The sequence below is a fragment of the Methylobrevis pamukkalensis genome (genome assembly GCF_001720135.1).
Classification (GTDB): Bacteria; Pseudomonadota; Alphaproteobacteria; order Rhizobiales; family Pleomorphomonadaceae; genus Methylobrevis; species Methylobrevis pamukkalensis.
Genome location: NZ_MCRJ01000032.1, coordinates 1 through 17,369, shown reverse-complemented (window position 1 = coordinate 17,369; position 17,369 = coordinate 1). Strand labels below are relative to the sequence as shown.

General features: G+C 67.0%; 12 protein-coding genes and 1 pseudogene. 2 read left to right on the top strand and 11 right to left on the bottom strand.

All coding sequences use genetic code 11. From position 1 onward, the window contains the following. Nucleotides 1–96 precede the first annotated feature (96 nt). Nucleotides 97–861, top strand: a complete 765-nt coding sequence (locus tag A6302_RS07335) for a FadR/GntR family transcriptional regulator (RefSeq protein ID WP_069306498.1) — start codon at nucleotides 97–99, stop codon at nucleotides 859–861. A 159-nt stretch (nucleotides 862–1,020) separates the two neighbouring features. On the opposite strand, the gene A6302_RS07330 is transcribed toward A6302_RS07335, so the two are convergent. The 8 genes from A6302_RS07330 to A6302_RS07300 all read right to left on the bottom strand — a co-directional run bounded on the left by A6302_RS07330 (nucleotide 1,021) and on the right by A6302_RS07300 (nucleotide 11,186). Beyond that, nucleotides 1,021–2,043: a hypothetical protein gene (locus A6302_RS07330; protein ID WP_069306497.1), complete on the bottom strand. Its 1,023-nt coding sequence runs from the start codon at nucleotides 2,041–2,043 to the stop codon at nucleotides 1,021–1,023. 470 nt (nucleotides 2,044–2,513) lie between these two features. Next, the gene (locus tag A6302_RS07325; RefSeq protein ID WP_141703480.1) at nucleotides 2,514–3,791 is read right to left on the bottom strand and encodes a hypothetical protein; all 1,278 of its coding nucleotides are present in this window, start codon (nucleotides 3,789–3,791) and stop codon (nucleotides 2,514–2,516) included. A 201-nt stretch (nucleotides 3,792–3,992) separates the two neighbouring features. After that, nucleotides 3,993–5,012: a hypothetical protein gene (locus A6302_RS07320; protein ID WP_069306495.1), complete on the bottom strand. Its 1,020-nt coding sequence runs from the start codon at nucleotides 5,010–5,012 to the stop codon at nucleotides 3,993–3,995. A gap of 298 nt (nucleotides 5,013–5,310) precedes the next feature. Next, complete coding sequence (locus A6302_RS07315; RefSeq protein WP_069306494.1) at nucleotides 5,311–6,183, bottom strand: glycosyltransferase family 2 protein; 873 nt, start codon at nucleotides 6,181–6,183, stop codon at nucleotides 5,311–5,313. A 38-nt stretch (nucleotides 6,184–6,221) separates the two neighbouring features. Next, nucleotides 6,222–6,968 carry a glycosyltransferase family A protein gene (locus A6302_RS07310; RefSeq protein ID WP_069306493.1) on the bottom strand — a complete coding sequence of 249 codons (747 nt, stop codon included), beginning with the start codon at nucleotides 6,966–6,968 and terminating at the stop codon, nucleotides 6,222–6,224. Continuing rightward, nucleotides 6,959–9,109, bottom strand: a complete 2,151-nt coding sequence (locus tag A6302_RS22815) for a hypothetical protein (protein ID WP_069306492.1) — start codon at nucleotides 9,107–9,109, stop codon at nucleotides 6,959–6,961. Before A6302_RS22815 ends, A6302_RS07310 begins: the two co-directional genes overlap by 10 nt. 44 nt (nucleotides 9,110–9,153) lie before the next feature. Beyond that, the gene (locus A6302_RS22810) at nucleotides 9,154–9,303 is read right to left on the bottom strand and encodes a hypothetical protein (protein ID WP_169833529.1); all 150 of its coding nucleotides are present in this window, start codon (nucleotides 9,301–9,303) and stop codon (nucleotides 9,154–9,156) included. After that, the gene (locus A6302_RS07300; RefSeq protein ID WP_141703478.1) at nucleotides 9,279–11,186 is read right to left on the bottom strand and encodes a hypothetical protein; all 1,908 of its coding nucleotides are present in this window, start codon (nucleotides 11,184–11,186) and stop codon (nucleotides 9,279–9,281) included. The genes A6302_RS22810 and A6302_RS07300 overlap by 25 nt, the downstream gene beginning before the upstream one ends. A gap of 613 nt (nucleotides 11,187–11,799) precedes the next feature. Here A6302_RS07300 and A6302_RS07295 point away from each other — a divergent pair. After that, nucleotides 11,800–13,385 (top strand): annotated as a pseudogene (locus A6302_RS07295) (FGGY-family carbohydrate kinase). Between the two features lie 28 nt (nucleotides 13,386–13,413). Here A6302_RS07295 and glpK read toward each other — a convergent pair. From glpK to A6302_RS07280, 3 genes are all read right to left on the bottom strand, one after another. After that, nucleotides 13,414–14,907 carry a glycerol kinase GlpK gene (gene glpK / locus A6302_RS07290; protein WP_069306490.1) on the bottom strand — a complete coding sequence of 498 codons (1,494 nt, stop codon included), beginning with the start codon at nucleotides 14,905–14,907 and terminating at the stop codon, nucleotides 13,414–13,416. 105 nt (nucleotides 14,908–15,012) lie between these two features. Then, nucleotides 15,013–16,731, bottom strand: a complete 1,719-nt coding sequence (locus tag A6302_RS07285; protein WP_425349132.1) for an ABC transporter substrate-binding protein — start codon at nucleotides 16,729–16,731, stop codon at nucleotides 15,013–15,015. 100 nt (nucleotides 16,732–16,831) lie between these two features. Then, nucleotides 16,832–17,113: a DUF2160 domain-containing protein gene (locus A6302_RS07280; RefSeq protein WP_069306488.1), complete on the bottom strand. Its 282-nt coding sequence runs from the start codon at nucleotides 17,111–17,113 to the stop codon at nucleotides 16,832–16,834. Between the last annotated feature and the right edge of the window lie 256 nt (nucleotides 17,114–17,369).

The window sequence follows — 17,369 nt, the reverse complement described above, 5'->3', positions numbered from 1 at the left end:
TGTGCTATAAAATCAGGTGGATTTGGAACGATCGATGTGTTGTCGCGATTCGTCCAGGACGTGGCGGAGGCGACGGCGAGGTGAGGTGGTTCGGCGATGGAGCGCGACGAGAGCGGAGAGACCGGGGCGGTGGCACCGGCGCAAGCCGGCGAGCGGTCGAAGTCCCGCCGGCTCGTCGACCGGGTCTACGACATGCTGACCACTCGGATCCGCAACGGCGAGTTTGCCCCTGACAGCAAGCTGCCCGGCGAGCATGATCTGGCGGCGATGTTCGGGGTGTCGCGGCCGATCGTGCGCGATGCCCTCGGCCGCCTGCGCGAGGAGGGGGTGATCCATTCGCGGCAGGGCGCCGGCAGCTTCGTGCGCGCCCACAAGTCGAATGCCCCCTCGACGCTCGGCTTTGCCCCGGTCGAGACCATCGCCGACATCCAGCGCTGCTACGAATTCCGCATGACCATCGAGCCCGACGCCGCCTTCTACGCGGCACGGCGGCGGGACGACGAGGCACTCGCCCGCATCCTCGATGCGCTGAACCAGCTCCAGGACGCGACGCGCCACCGGCTGCACCGCGAGGATGCGGATTTCAGCTTCCACAAGGCGATCACCGAGGCCTCGAACAACCACTATTACCTGTCGTCGATCGAGGCGCTGCGCCAGCACATCTCGGTCGGCATGCACCTGCACGGCCTGTCGCTGATGGGCCCGCGGCTGCAGCTGGAGAAGGTGTTCGAGGAGCACAAGGCGATCTACGACGCGATCCTCGAGGAACGGCCCGGCGACGCACGCGACGCGATGCGCCGCCATCTCGAAGGCTCGCGCGACCGGCTGTTCGAAGGCCGGATCCTCGATCTGTCGCTCTGAGGTACCCATCCCGTGGCGTGTTGTCCGCAACGGTCCGGGGATCGCCAGGTTGCATCGGCCGCTGGGCCCGGGGGCGTGACGATCGGAGGTTTGCGCTCCGGAGCGGGGAGGCAGGCTGCGGCATCCCGGCCCGGGGCGGGCGGGATGCCGGAGACCGGATCACTCGTCGACGAGGCGCTTCAGCAGCATGTTGTTGATCTCCACGAACCGCTGCATCGACAGGCCCGGGAAGACGCCTTCGCGGGGCTTGGCCGGCGGGAACAGGGTCTTCCGATCGGGCTTGACGTCCATCGCCTTGTAGAGCGCCCTGTTGGACGCGTCGAAGCGGCGCATCAGGGTGGTCATCTGCTTGGTCGAGATCCAGTCGAGCTTTGCCTCCTTGGGGAAGGCCGCCTTGTCGTTGCGCATCTCCAGCAGGTGCTTGGCGACCGACGTGAGCTGCGCGCGCGAGAACGGCCCGTCGTTGAGCAGGCGCTTGTACTCGGTCAGCTCCATCGGCAGGCTCTCGTTGAGCTCGGGGACCAGCTTCATGCGGCCGGTCTTGCATCCGAGCTGCTCGAAGAATTCCCGTACGAGCTTCCCGTCATTCGCCAGATCCTCGAAGACGAGAACGCGAACGATCGGGAAGTATTTCTTGAAGAGCTCGTACTGCCGATTGTATTCGAAGAAGCCGATGTTGTCTTCGACAAATGACAGGAAATCGACGTTGACGCGGTTCGACTTCACGTTCTCCTGGAACAGGGAACGGGCGAAATCGTCCTGACGTCGGACCACCATCAGGATTTCCGGAGCGAGCGGTGCCGTGATCTCGGCAAGGCGCGCCACGTAACGCTCCCGGCCAGCCCAGTAGGAATCCTCGTCCTCGGGCTTTGCCGGCGGCAGCATGTGGCGGTAGATCGGTTCGGCACTGAGGAAGGCGATTTCCGGGGGCGTCGCCTTCAACCCGTTCTGCCGGATCGCTTCCACGAAATCGATGGTGTCCTGCAGGCTGAGGTTGGCCGACTTCTGCCCGGCAATGGCATGGGAGAAGTCGTGGTGGGCGTAACGCCCCTTGCGGCCGATCATGTCGTAGCCGGGATACCAGAAACCCTTCTGACGAAGCTTTCGCGCATTGTGCTTGGCGAAATGCTGGATCGTCGTCGTACCCGTCTTGTGCGTCCCGATATGAATGATTGTGCGCATGTGTTCGTTGTCCCGCCTGAAATCTCTTCCCGTCGAGCAGGACCGGTGGCACCACCGGGCCGCCCCGCCAAATTCCAACCCTGAGCGCCGCGGCGTCGTCCCGCGGACCGGGCGTCGCCATTCCTGTTCGAATAAGCCCCGACCGCGTGCCCGATCCTGGGAACGAACCGCTAGGCTCAGCCTTTTCCGACGGCGAAGCGTGTCCGCTTCGCCCGTATGCCTCTCTGTCCGAAGCCTGATGGGGCTGGCGTGACGGATCGCGACCCGCGATCCCGCCGTCAATGGCGCGGCCCGAAAGGCATGGCTACGAAAGACACGGCCTGTTCGGACCTGGACTGTTCATGAAAAAGCTTTAGCCCGGCCTGTTCGCAGCGGCAAGCATTCGTAGAGGCGAATATGGGTATTGCCACAACGACGGTATAGACGGCGATCGTCTCTTGGCGACAACTCCTGCCGCAGAGCGGGCGGCGTCAGCATTGCTTCAACCGCTGGCCGTAGAACCGACGCAACTGCTTGAACTGGGACAGCGCCTTTGCCGAGCATGAGAGCGGCGTCTTGATGCCCGCCGGCTGGGGCAGGGACCGGGCGCTGCCATCCTTGCTGCGGGCCGCGACGCGGGCCATGTCGTAGAATTCGGCCAGCGGACCTTCGCAGGCATAGACCGTGGAGGCCGGGACCGAGGTGATGCCGCGCTTCTCCTGGCGCGCAAGGATGGCGCGCATCAGGTTGAGGACATGGAAGTGGTAGTTGCAGTTCTTCTCCTCGTTGCGGAGGAAATAGCCGCCCTTGCCCGGCTGGCGCGCCGCCGAGAAGCCGTAGTAGGCCCAGGTGCTGCCGAGCCCCGGCTCGCTCTCGAAGTCCTCGAGCGTCGGCTCGAGGCCGACGGCCTTGTGGCCCGTGCCGAGGAACAGCTGCTTCAGACCGGCGGTGATCGCGCCATCGTAATCGAACTGCGGGGTCCAGCCCATCTTTTCGTGGAGATCGGCAATCAGGCCGAGATCGCGCAGGACATGCAGCATCTGGTTCAGGGTCGCGCCCTTGTCCGGTGCGCGGTCGCGGCGAGTCACCGAGTGATACCAGGTGCAGGACGCGCCGTTGTCGCAGGTCTCCGTGGAAGCAAGGCCGCCTTCGGCCACCGGCGTCAGCACGGGCCGGATGATGGCATTGGCAATGGCGCGATAGGCCGCCGCATCGGTCTGTGATTCGGGATAGCTGGAGCCTTCTGCCCGCGCGGCAATCGAGAAGACCACCTGCGCCATGCCGCCCTGGCCCATCCCGTTATAAGGCTGACCGAGATCGTTCTTGACGAAGATGGAAAACGGGACGGGCGAACTGGCCGAGCCGGGTTCGAACAGACCCGCGATCAGATCCTTGCGTTCCTCGCCGGTCTCGTCGGTGATCCGCACATTGTCCTTGCCGAGTTCGAACCGGATCTGCGTACGCATGAGATCGGAGACGGCGCCAAGATCCTTTGACCCGGCGGTGATCTCGGCTTCCGCGCCGCCACGCGACCACACCGTCCGTATCGATCGCAGGCACTGCGAGACCTGCAGCCAGTAGCGGTCAATGTCGATGACGTCCCGTTCAACACAGTCGGCATCATCGGCCGAGCAGATCATGGCCGGTCGCGTGACGTCGGGACAGCGCTCCGCCCTCAGTCCGGCAGCACCGGCGGAGACGGTCGTGACCGCGGCGATCGCCAGGGCGACGCCCGTCGACGCCAGCATGGAGCGAAGGCTTGTTCTCATGGCTCTCTCCTCGTCGGATCCGGGTGCGAGCCTGCGTGCGCAAGGCGCCTTTTACAGGGCACCGGCAGAGAAAATGTCGCCACGCGCCCGGATTCATGACGCCGGGCAGGAAAAAACGTTCCACGCGGTGATGCCCTGCCGGTCGCGGCCAGGCTGCTCCGGAAACCGGTGCAGCGCCGGCGCGGCGAAAACGGGCATCGATCACTCCGCGGTGGCGCGCTCCTTGTCCGCCAGCACGTCTTCCTTGTGGCAGCGGCGCAGGATCGACCGGATGATCGGGTACTCGAAGGCGAGCATGAGGATCTTCGCGACGTCGGCGGCGGTGAACGTCGCCGGTTTGCCGGCGTTGCTGTCGGCGAAGACCTGAGCCTCGCGCCGCGCCATCTCGGCTTCCATCCGGGCCACGCTCGCGGGCGTGAGCAGGTTCGCGATCTCGGGCATCTTGCTGCGGAACAGGGCGGCGAGGCTGTCGGAGGTCTCCGACGGCAGGAGCACCAGCTTCTGCTTTGCCGTCCACTCGGCTTCCGTCCGGTTCAGGACCGCGATCAGGCGGCGTCGCTCCTCGCTGTCGAGGGTGACGCCATGGGCGTCGAGCATGGTGCCGAGCGCGGTGTTGAGGGCCATGCCGTTGAGCGACAGGGAGGTATTGTCGCTGATGGCGGCCGCCTCCTCGGCGGTTCCGCTCCGGATACCCGCGGCGTCGAGGATTTCGCCCACATAGCCCTTGTAGTCGGCCGCCGAGAAGTAGAGGCCGTGCACCTTGTCCTTGCCGAGCAGCTTCCCCCAGTCCTCCAGATCCCGCAGCATGTTGAGCGGCTGGATGTTCTTGGTGGTGTCCACCAGCGGCCCCTTGCTCTTCAGGCGCTGATTGAGCATGGATTCCGCATAGTCGGGAAAGTAGCGCATGGCATAGATGACGCGGATGTCCGCATCCGGAAATTCCTTGAAGTACCGGAGAAAGGTCTTCTTCTCAGTCTCGGGGCTGAGCGCGATCAGCTCGGAGCTGATCAGAACCGTCTCGGCACCGCTCGCCTTGACTTCCTCGAGGAGCCGCTCGCGGAACTGCGGAAACCGCCGGTTGTCGGCCTGGCCGGCTTTCCGCTCCAGCTTCTGGCGAACCGCATGCACGAGCAGATGCTGGGCAACCGAATTCGGGTTGAGACTGCCGGCGTTGCGGCGCGCGCCCGTTTCCGGATAGAGGATCTTGTCCTCCTGAAGCATCCGCTCGCGGTTGCCCTGGAAAAAGACCTGAGGCCGCTGGTGGCGGTCTTGTAGCAACCGGCATGCAGAATGATCTTCATCTATGTCTCCTCGATCGGACGAGGCCGGTTCCGCCGTGTCCCCGGGCGAAACGTCCGTCCCTCGGTGCAATCAACAATGTCGCCTGCCGGCTGCACCCCTGTCGCAGCCGGAGGATCACCGTTGCCCCGCCGCACGTCGTCCGCATGGTTGCGGCGGCGTCCCGCAACGGGGCAACGGCGCTGTCCCTGAACGGATGCGCAGCCCGTCGCCGCGCTCCTCAGTTCTTCCGTTCCGCCGCCACCTTGCGGGCGGCGCCGCCCTTTGCCGGCGGACGGGAGAACACCGAGCCACGATCGGGAATGGTCGGCGGGTTCCTGGAATCGAAGGTCGCCAGCTTGAAGCTCAGTTCCTCGGAGGAATACTGCTCCAGCGCGGCAATGGCCACGTCGTTGGCGCCGGCCTGGTTGAAGCTCTTGTAGAGCGAGGGACCGTCGTTGGTATCCTCCAGCATCGTGGTGTAGTCGGTGTTCACGATGTAGGCGGGCACGTTGTAGAGCGCCGTGTGCCACTTGAACCACAGGTCGTCGGCCGTGCGGGCCACGGACAGGGCCTTGTGGTAGTTCAGCACGTTGCGATGGAAGAACAGCGGATTGTAGAGCACGCCGTCCTTGCCGGTCGGCAGCCAGAAGACGCTGGGGTTTTCCTTCTGCGGCCGCGTCATCCAGCGGCGGTAGTTGAGGAAGCTGCCTTCGGAGCGGACCATGGTGTGGCCGCGATAGGCGATGATGCAGTTGTAGCGCCGGTAGTAATGCGCCAGCGTCGACAGCCAGTCGGCCGGATAGATGGTGTCGTCGTCGGCGGTGGCGATCAGCGCCTCGCCGGACATGTTTTCCGCCAGCACCGGCAGGAGCTTGCGGTAGGAGCCGATGTTCGGCGTGATCATCCAGCGGATGCGCGGATCGGAGTCCATCAGCGCCTGGCAGTCCGGCGGAATGTCGATGACGCCTTCGTCCAGCAGGAAGCGGTCGGGCGAAACGTAGACCCGCACCTCGAAGTTCGGATAATCCTGCGCCGCCAGGGAGGCGAGCGTCAGATGCAGCCGCGCCATCCGGTGGCTTATCGACGTCAGGCTGACGATGATCTTTTCCATGGTCAGGTGGTCCTATCAGCTCGTGAACGCAATCGATGTCAGAGATAAACCTCGGGCCGCATCGGCCAGGGAACGTTGATGACGTCCGGAACGTCGCCGAGACGCTGTCCGCCAAGGACAGGATGCCGGAGACGTGCGTCGATCGAGCCACGGAACAGCGACAGGTAACTCGGGATCTTGCGCACGACGCTGTTGGACAGGCTTGAGGGCGTGGCGTAGCAGAACAGCAGCGGCACATCGACATGGGTATGCACGTGGCGGCCGTAGGCCGACTTCATCCGTTCGCGGAACTCCACGTCGCCGCGTGAGCGCACCCGCGCAAAGCCGCCGATGGCGTCGAAGACGTCGCGGCGGAACATCGATGTCATCGTGCCGTCGCCGCGCAGCTCGAGCGTGTGCTCGAACTGCAGGCGGGCCAGCTTGTCGATCCGCAGATGCGCGGTCGTGCAGAGCTTGAGGATCGGGTCCGCGGCGAGCGCGGCGACCTGATACTCGATCCGCTGCGGATGCGAGTAGTCGTCGCCGTCCTGGATGGCGACGAACGCGCCGGTCGCGATTTCCAGCGCGCGGTTGCGGCACACGTAGGGGCCGGAGTTGCGCGGCATGATCGCGTATTTGATCCGCTGCGGGTCGAGGTCGACCATCGCCTTGATGTCTTCCGGCGGCACGAGGTCGCTGGCATCGTCGACGAGGATGATCTCGAGGTTCTCGTAGGTCTGGCGCAGGATCGAGCGGATCGACTGCTCGAGAAGGTCGAGCTCCGCGTTGTAGACCGTCAGCAGCACGGAGACCTTGCCGCTGTCGACGCTGCCCGCGGAAGGTCGGGCCCGGCGGACATGCCGGCGAAGAACTCCTGGATCGACGAGCCACCGAAGGGCACGTTGGAGACGCCGATGCCGGCCGACCAGTTGCGGAAGCCGATGCCGAGCGGTTCGAGGTCGCCGTGATAGCTCGCGGCGACGATCGCCTGGGCGTCGGTGCTGAGCGCACCGGCGCCGCCCTCGACGAGGCCGAAGTCCGCCAGCGGCGGGGCATCATCGAACAGGATCGACAGGATGATCCGCTCGCTCTCCTGGGCATAGGCGGGATAGCGGATGTCGCCCCGCTTCAGCTTCATCTGCGTGATTTCGTAGGTGTAGGTCCGGATCGCGAGGATCAGGTCGCGCACCTCGCGCCGCTCCAGGAAGTACATGTTCACGAAGCGGACGAACTCCTCCTTGCGGCCGTTGAGCAGCGCATCGAGGATGCGGGCCTTGAGGGGCGCGCGTTCGAGGAAGTAGGCGAGGTCATACTTGCCCGAGGACGTCGTGAACGGCTGCACGCCGCTGCCCAGCAGCGCGTCGCCGATCACCTCGGCGAGGCGCGCGTCGGAGAGCAGTTTGCCCTTGCCGGCACGGTCGATCATGTTCAGCAGCAGGATCAGGATCTGCGGCGAGCAGAAACGCTTGCAGACGTCGACGATGCGATGGATCGGGCGCGTCGCCTGGTCGGTGAGCGCCACCGCGGCACAGGCCGTCATGGTCGAGGACAGTTCCTCGGGCGACAGGCCGATCGCGATGATCTCGAACAGCGGAATGATCAGCTCGGGCTGGGCCTTGACGAAGGACGGGACGTGCGGGCCGATGAAGCGCGCGAATTCGTCGACGAGGCCGAGCACCTTGCAGGCGTCGATCAGGCCGATGATGCCGTCCTTGTTGAGCTTGTTGGTGAGATCGCTGCGGCCGATCAGTTCGAGGATCGCCTCGCGCGCCTCGTCGTCGCGGCCCTTGCGGGCCAGCGAGACGATGTTGGCGTAGAAGCTCGTCTCGTTGAGCACCGTGTCGGCCTTGCCGCGGAGCGCCGTGAGCGTGTTGAGTTCCTCCTCGCCGACCGACAGGCCGGCCTCGGCGATGAGGCCCGCCGCGCGCGCCGCGCCGCTCCAGCCCGACAGGGTGCTGGCGATGAAGCCCTTCTGCCGCTCGCTGACGAACACCGCCGCCGAGCGGAAATACGGCCGGGACGCCACCTCGTTGGCGAGCTCCCCGTCGGCATCGGCCGAGGGGCGCAGCACGAACGACTGACCGGTCGCGATCACGACGCCGCTGCGCGACCCGTAGCGCTCGACCGAGCGCAGGATGTCGTCGTAGCGCAGGCAGGCGCGGGCGGCGAGCGCCGCGAACTGTTCCTTCTCCTGGCCCTTCCGGGAGAAGGCGAATTCCTCGCGCTCCGGATCGTAGACGAGCGCCGTGGTCACCACCGAGCGGCAGCGCGACAGCACGAATTCGCGGAGGCACATTTCCACGTAATCGGGAGAATAGGTGAAGGCTTCGGTCAGGACGACGACCGGGACTTCGGCCGACGGCGCGACCTCGGCGAGAAGGGTCATCACGCCGGTCATGTCGTTGAGAGCCGGCGTCTTGACGCCTTCCTCGGCGGTCATCGCCACGAGACGGCTGCCGAGCGGCATGTCCGGCAGGCGCGCGGCGTCGCTGAAGTCGTGGACGACCACGATCCGCGGGTTGACGAACACCTCCGGCTCGGGGCGGATCGCATAGGTGACGATCTCGCCGGTCGGGCCGGGGACGCTGCCATCGGCGGGTGCGCGGGTGATCGCGGCCTTGATGCCTTCCACGTCGCCGCGGCGGGCGAGCGTGACGGCGTCATCGAGGACGCGGCCGACCATGCCGAGGGTGAAGCCGTTCACCGCGCGGTCGACGATGTCGATCCGTGTGAAGCGGAAGCCGGCCGGCGTGTGCATGGCGAGCTGGGGCAGGTAGCCCATCGCCTCGAGGCCGAAGCTGCGCGGCTCGCGGAAGAAAAGCAGGGCGTCGGTGTCCTTGCTCTCCTTCACCAGGGCCTTCACGGCGGCGTCCGCCGTCATGTCGGCCTTCATCCGGTCGGCAGCGCGCACGACGCGGCAGCCGCGCGCGGCGGCGTCGGCCAGCATCGCGGCGAAGCCGGGATCGGTCTCCTCGCACTCGACGACGAGCGTCAGGCGACCCGTGCGGGCGACATGATCCGCGTCTCGGGAAGCTGCTGCAGCACCGACCAGAGACTGGCGCGTTCGACCGCCTCGGAGATGTCGTTGATGCGGTCGAGCGGACGAACGGCGTCGATCAGCTGCCAGTAGACGCCGGGCACATGGGTGCTTTCGGCGCCGCGGCCGGGTCGATGTCGGTCCGACCCATCATCATGTGGAAGCGGGCGCGCAGCACGCGCGCGAAATCGCGGCTCGGCCGGATCTCGGTGCCGTCGAGGAACTCCTCGTAGTGGGTCCAGTCGGCCCGCAGCGCGAAGTCGAGGGCGAAGGCCCGGTCGAGCACGCCGCGCAGTCCGAGCCGGGTCGCCCGGCGGGCAACCAGATAGGCCTCGGCAACGCGGCCCGCGAGCACCAGGTCGTCGACGATGTTGGACGCGTCGATGAGGGCGCTGGTGTCGACCGCGACCGGCCGGTGCGGCGGCAGCAGCCCGCCGCCGGCAAGGCGCGCCGAGACGGCGTGCTTGCCTTCGCCGAGCATGAAGTCGGCGAGATTGAAGCCGAATCCGACCGGCACCTCGAAACCGGCGCGGGCCTCGCGGGCCAGCACGAGGCCGGAGGCAAACGCGGTCTGCACCGGCACGCCGTCGATGATGAGCTCGATTTCCGCCGGATCATCGGGGCTGGACAGGTCCACGGCCCAGCCTTCGATCGTGGCGGGGGCCACGAAGCGCCAGCTGCCGCTGAAGTCCGGATGCCCGGTCTCGCCCTCGGGGCGCACGGTGCCGCGCATCAGCTCGGTCAGGCGGCGCAGAACCCGGCCGTCGCTCGGCCGCACATACTCGCCGGGGACGCGGCCGGTCGATCCGCGCTGGCGCGGACCCGACTTGCGGGCGTCGTTCTTGCCCGGAAGATCGACCGGACGGCCATCGACCGTGAGCTTGATCTGCTCGGACGCGATCAGCGGAGTCTCGAGCGGCAGGCTGAGGTCGAGCGAGGTCGCGCCGGCGTCCGTCGCGATCGGCCATGTGCCGAGCGTCACGTCGCCATGGGTGGCGGCGATCGTCACCTCGGCCGGCAGCGGCGCGCCGCAGGTCATCACGACATGCAGGGTCTGGGGGTCGGACAGCTCGGCCTTGCCGCTCATGCCGTCGCGGACGGGATGCTCGCCGGTGTAGCGCAGCGGGGCGCCGTCCGGATAGGCGGCGAACTCGATCTCGGCGTCCATCCAGTCGGTCGTCGTGTGCGAGCGGATGTCGAACACGAAATGGCCGGGCGGTTCGGACGCGGGATTGGTCGAGGCGCGGTCGATCTCGATCCCGTCGACCATCAGGCTCAGTTCGACCGACCGGGTGGAATCGTCGCCGTAGAAGGCGGTGCCCTCGATACGGCCGTCCCGCGCGGGCTCGACCTTGCCCTGCAGGGTCGGCGCGGCAGAAGCGGGCAGCACCACGTCGGTCTCGCCGATCAGGACGGGCGTCTCGGCCCGCACGATCACGCGGAAATGGTGGCTCTGGTCGTCGAAGAAGGCGTGGGGCAGATGACGGAACAGGAATCCGGCCGGGCGCGGCTTGTCGACGTGGATGATGACGTTGGCCTCGGTCGAGGCGACCAGCGCGCCATCGATCTCGAGTTCGACGGTGTAGGGGCCGCGTTCGCCGGTCACCCAGCCCGCGACGCCGTCCTCGGAGGCACCGGCAAATTCGCCGTAGACCAGCTGGCGCGCGCCCTCGTTGAGCACGACCCGGTCGGTGTCCAGCAATGCCTGATCGAGCACCAGGCCGGTCTCGGCATCGACGATCGCGACTTCGAGCGGCTCGCCGGTCCAGTAGTCGATCGGAACGAAGGTGTTGAAGCCGATCTGGGTGTTCGGGAAATCGGAGGAATCGAGTTCCTTGCGCTGGATGTTGCAGGCGACCTTGGCAATCGCTTCGCCATCCACGGTGATGTTGAGAAAGATTTCCTTGGAGGGATCGTCGGTGTCGTATGCCCAGCCTGTAATGCGTTTGACGGTAAACGAAGAGATCTTGAAGCTGATATTGGACACCTGCACAACCTCCTGGCACCAATCAATACTGCGCCTTTACAAGGCGCAAAAGGCTCGCCCCCATGCACACGATGCCCTCGAACGCATGCAAGTCCGGGCGGACCTCACGAAAACTCATGTGCGGGAAGATCCCGCGCTGCTCGGGCTGGGCCCGAGAAATGGGTCCTGAAATTTCTGCCCGTACCTATGCCGTCCCCTCCCATGCCTGTCAATCGAGCATGGCGCGAGATCGGACGCGGGAAACCATTGTCCCGCGTCGACCGGGTTGAGTCACGTCCGTCCGGTTTCGCGACCGTGCTGCGGATCACGCGTTGCGGTTGTCGGGGCCGGCAACCTTCTGGAGAACCATGATTCCGATTCGTGTCCCGTAAAGCGACGGAATGGCAAGCCACGATGAGGTCGCTGCCCCTCGGCGAGGTGCAAGGGTCTCAAAGCAATTTATGCGCCATGACCGGTTCCCGGGCGATGCGTTTCGAGGGCCGGAGGGTCAGCAGGCGGGATGCGGCGACCCGGCGAAACACGCCGCCGGCCGTGATAGTGATCGGCGGTTGCGGGAGACCCGGCACGGGCCGCGCAGGCACGCCGGGAACATGAAGACAGGGAGACACGCGGCATGGGCGACCTGGTGGTGGCGGTCGACGTCGGGACGACCAGCGCGCGGGCCGGCGTGTTCGCAGCGGACGGGACCTGCCTTGCACGCGCCGAGCATCCGATCCGGCTGCATCGTCCTCGGGAGGGCGAGGCCGAACACGAGTCCGAGGACATCTGGCGGGCGGTCTGCGCCGGCGTGCGCGAGGCGCGGCGTCTTGCCGATGTCGCACCCGAACGGATCGCCGGCATCGCCTTCGATGCGACCTGCTCGCTGGTGCTGCGGGATCGGGACGGCGCGCCCGTCACCGTGTCGGTCACCGGGCAGGCGGCGTGCGACACGATCGTATGGCTCGACCATCGCGCCGTCGCCGAGGCCGCCGAATGCACCGCGACCGGGCACCGGGTACTCGACGCCATCGGCGGGGTGATGTCGCCCGAGATGCAGGTGCCCAAGCTGATGTGGCTGAAGCGGCATCTGCCGCACAGCTGGGCGCGGGCCGGCCTGATCTTCGACCTTGCCGACTTTCTTGCCTGGAAGGCCACGGGGTCGGAGGCCCGCTCGGTCTGCACCCTCGTGTGCAAGTGGACCTATCTTGCGCATGAGGCCGAGGGCTGGCAGCGCGACTTCCTCCGCGCCGTCGGTCTTGACGACCTGCTGCAGAAGGGTGGCCTGCCGGCGCATGCCAGCGCCGTCGCGGACGATCTCGGGCCGCTCTCGCCCGCCGCCGCCGAGGCGCTCGGTCTCACCACCCGGTGCCGCGTTGGCGCCGGGATGATCGATGCCCACGCCGGGGCGCTCGGCGTGATCGGCGCGCTGGCGCGCGGGGCGAGCGGCTCGACAGCCATGTGGCGCTGATTGCCGGCACCTCGACCTGCGTCATGGCGCTGTCGGACGGGCCCCGGCCGGTGCCGGGCGTCTGGGGGCCGTATCTCGGCGCCGTGCTGCCGGGCCTGTGGCTGGCGGAGGCGGGCCAGTCGGCAACCGGCGCGCTGCTCGACCACATCATTGCCTGGCACGGGGCCGGCGGCGTTCCCGAGGCGGACATGCACCGGCGAATCTGCACGCGGATCGACGAACTGAGGGCTGTGGAAGGACCGCACCTGGCCGGACGCCTGCATGTGCTCCCCGATTTCCATGGCAACCGCTCGCCGCTGGCCGATCCGCGGGCCGTCGGCGTCGTGAGCGGCCTGACGCTCGATGCCTCCTTCGACAGCCTGTGCCGGCTCTACTTCCGCACCTGCGTCGGCATCGCCCTTGGCATTCGGCATATCGTCGACGCGCTCGACGCCGGCGGTTTCCGGATCGACACGCTGCATGTCGCGGGCGGACATCTCAAGAATCCGCTGCTGATGGAGCTCTACGCCGATGCGGCCGGCTGCACGGTGGTGGCGTCCGCGGCGGAGGATGCGGTGCTGCTCGGCTCCGCGATGGTGGCGGCGACGGCGGCGGGGCTCCATCCGGATCTCGGCGCAGCGGCCACAGCCATGGACCAGGGCGGAGACACGCGCGCCCCCGATCCGGCCGCTGCGCAGCGGTTCGACGTCGACTATGGCATCTTTCTCGCCATGCACGCGCAGCGGCGCGAGATCGACGCGATGTCCGACTGATCCCGTTACCGTCGACTCGCCGGTGGACCTAGTCGGGGCGCGTGAGGGTCCGCCGCACCGCGTCGCGCCAGCCGGCGACCTTGCGCTGCCGGGTCTCGTGGTCCATCGCCGGCTCGAAGCACCGCTCGCGCTTCCAGGTCGCGGAAAAGCCGGCCTCGTCCGGCCAGATGCCGGCGCGCCGGCCGGCGAGCCAGGCGGCGCCAAGGGCGGTCGTCTCCAGGATTTCCGGCCGGTCCACCGGCGCATCGAGCAGGTCGGCGAGCCGCTGCATGGTCCAGTCGCTCGCGACCATGCCGCCGTCGACCCGCAGGATGGTCTCGGCCGAGGCCGACCAGTCCTTGTGCATGGCGTCGAGGAGGTCGGCGGTCTGGAAGCAGACGGCCTCCAGCGCGGCGCGGGCAAATTCCGACGGGCCGGTGTTGCGGGTGATGCCGAAGATCGCACCGCGCGCCTCCGCGTCCCAGTGCGGGGCGCCGAGCCCGGTGAAGGCCGGCACCAGATAGACGTCCTGTTCCGGATCGGCGGTGGCGGCCAGCTCGCCGCTGCGCGCCGCCTTGTCGATCACCTTGATGCCGTCGCGCAGCCACTGCACGGCCGCGCCGGCAATGAAGATCGAGCCTTCGAGCGCGTAGGTGGTCACCCCGTCGAGCCGGTAGGCGATGGTGGTGACGAGGCGGTTCCTGGACGGAACGAACTCGTTGCCGGTGTTGAGCACGGCAAAGCAGCCGGTGCCGTAGGTTGCCTTCATCATGCCGGGTGCAAAGCAGGCCTGACCGACGGTGGCGGCATGCTGGTCGCCGGCGACGCCGAGGATCGGGATCGCGGCGCCGAGGATTTCCGGGTCGAGCCGGCCGAAGTCGGCGGCGCAGTCCTTCACCTCGGGCAGCATGGCGCGCGGCACGCCGAACGCGGCGAGGAGATCGTCGTCCCAGGCGTTGCGGCGGATGTCGAACAGCAGGGTGCGGGCGGCATTGGTGGCGTCGGTGGCGTGAACGGCGCCGCCGGTCAGATTGAAGATCAGCCAGCTGTCGACGGTGCCGAAGGCGAGCTCTCCGGCCTCGGCCCGCGTCCGGGCGCCGGGCACATTGTCGAGGATCCAGGCGATCTTGGTGCCGGAGAAATAGGGATCGAGCAGCAGGCCGGTGCGCTCCGTCACCATCGGCTCGAGGCCCGTCTCCTTCAGCTCGGCGCACATCGCGGCAGTGCGCCGGTCCTGCCAGACGATGGCGGGGTGGACCGGATCGCCGGTGGCCCTGTCCCAGACCAGCGTCGTCTCGCGCTGGTTGGTGATGCCGATCGCGGCGATGTCCGCGGCGGTGATGCCGGCCGCCGCGATCGCCGCCTTCATGGTCTCGGTGGTGGTGCGGACGAGATCGGCCGGGTCATGCTCGACCCAGCCCGGATGGGGGTAGTGCTGGGTGAATTCCTGCTGTGCGCTGCCGACGATCTTCTGCGCGGCGTCGAACACGAGCGAGCGGGTCGACGTCGTGCCCTGGTCGATCGCGAGGATGTGGTCGGCCATCGGAATTCCCCCGGATGTCGGTCTGTCGTTGTTGCCGCGGCAGGGCGCGGGTGTGGAAAGGTCCGGGGCGTTGCCGCCCCGGACCCGTCATGGCGCTGCGGCGGCTCAGTTGGCCGCGTCGGCCCAGCTCTTCACCAGTTCGTCGTAGTTGACGGTGATCGGCTGTTCCTTCTCGTTCTCCACCTTCGGCTGCGGGGCGAGCGTGCCGTTGGCCTTGGCCTGCTCGACCCAGTATTCGAGGTCATGCTCCTCGTTCAGCTTCGGGCCGATGTCGCCCTGCACGCCGGCGCGCTCCAAACGGGCGAGCACCTTCTCCTGCTCGGCGCAGAGGCTGTCCATTGCCTCCTGCGCGGTCTTGGCGCCCGACGAGGCGTCGCCGATCGCCTGCCACCACAGCTGGGCCAGCTTCGGGTAGTCCGGCACGTTGGTGCCGGTCGGGGACCACTGCACGCGGGCCGGCGAGCGGTAGAACTCGATCAGGCCGCCGAGCTTCGGGGCGCGCTCGGTGAAGCTCTCGTGACGGATCGAGCTTTCCCGGATCAGGGTCAGGCCGACGTGGCTCTTCTTGACGTCGACGGTCTTGGACGTGACGAACTGGGCGTACAGCCAGGCGGCCTTGGCGCGGTCGTCGGGGGTCGACTTCAGCAGGGTCCAGGAGCCCACGTCCTGGTAGCCGAGCTTCATGCCTTCCTTCCAGTAGACGCCATGGGGCGAGGGGGCGAAGCGCCACTTCGGCGTGCCGTCGTCGTTCATGACCGGCAGGCCTTCCTTGACCATGTCGGCCGTGAAGGCGGTGTACATGAACATCTGCTGGGCGACATTGCCCTGGGCCGGCACAGGGCCGGATTCGGAGAAGGTCATGCCCTGGGCTTCCGGCGGGGCGAACTTGCCCATCCAGTCGAGATACTTCTGGATCGAGTAGACGGCCGCCGGGCCGTTGGTGTCGCCGCCGCGCGCCACGCAGGAGCCGACCGGCTGGCTCTTTTCGTTGACGCGGATGCCCCATTCGTCGACCGGAAGGCCGTTCGGCAGGCCCTTGTCGCCGTTGCCGGCCATCGACAGCCAGGCGTCGGTGAAGCGCCAGCCGAGCGACGGGTCCTTCTTGCCGTAGTCCATGTGGCCGAAGACCTTCTTGCCGTCGACTTCGCGGCCGGTGAAGAACTCGGCGATGTCCTCGTAGGCCGACCAGTTGACCGGCACGCCGAGGTCGTAGCCGTACTTGGCCTTGAAGTCGGCCTTGTTGGTCTCGTCGTTGAACCAGTCATACCGGAACCAGTAGAGGTTCGCGAACTGCTGGTCGGGCAGCTGGTAGAGGTCGCCGTCCGGGGCGGTGGTGAACTTCAGGCCGATGAAGTCGTCGAGGTCGAGGCCCGGATTGGTGACGTCCTTGCCGGCATTCGCCATCCAGTCGGTCAGGCTGCGCGCCTGCTGGTAGCGCCAGTGCGTGCCGATCAGGTCGGAATCGTTGACATAGGCGTCGTAGATGTTCTCGCCCGACTGCATCTGCGTCTGCAGCTTCTCGACGACGTCGCCCTCGCCGATCAGGTCGTGGGAGATCTTGATGCCGGTGATGGCGGTGAAGGCCGGGGCCAGCACCTTCGATTCATACTCGTGGGTGGCGATCGTCTCGGACACCACCTTGATGTCCATGCCGGCGAAGGGCTTGGCGGCATCGATGAACCACTGCATCTCCGCTTCCTGGTCGGCGCGGGGCAGGGCGGAAAGGTCGCCGATTTCCTTGTCGAGGAAGGCCTTGGCGGCCTCCATGTCGGCGAAGGCCGGTCCTGCGGCGAGCAGGATCACGGCGGTCGCGGCCGAGAGCATCAGGTTCCTGTGCATGTCGTCCTCCCATTGATGTCCGCCGCTGTTCGGCGCGGCCGGACCAGATTGCCGGCGTCCTTCGACGCCGTTCCCCAGAAAACTCTCAGACCAGCCTGAAGACGCCGACGGCGTAGACCAGCGAAAGAGCCAGAGCCCACCACAGGTTCGGGCCGACGAGCCCGAGCCAGAAAAGACAGATGAAGGCGCTGCCGAGCAGCGTGACGAACAGACGGTCGCCCCGCGTCGTCTCGAAGCGCAGGATGCCGACCCGGGGCCCTCCGCCCGGCGAGACATATTCCCACACGCCCATCGCCGCGATCAGCGCGAAGATGACGATGAAGAAGGTCGCGGTCGGCCAGGTCCAGGCCATCCAGGAAAAGTCCATCACGCGGCTCCTTGTCCGGAATGTTGCGATGCCCGGGCCATCCCCTCGTCCTTCGAGACGGCCGTGTGGGCCTCCTCAGGATGAGGGGATGGATCGAGGATGTAGTCAAAAAGGCACGGTGCCACGAAGACGAATTCTGGCCTCGCGGCATAGTGTTCTGGCAGTGGCTCCGAACCCTCATCCTGAGGAGGCCCGCAGGGCCGTCTCGAAGGACGAAGGGTCGGCCCCGGCGAATGCGATCGATTTACGAAGCCGG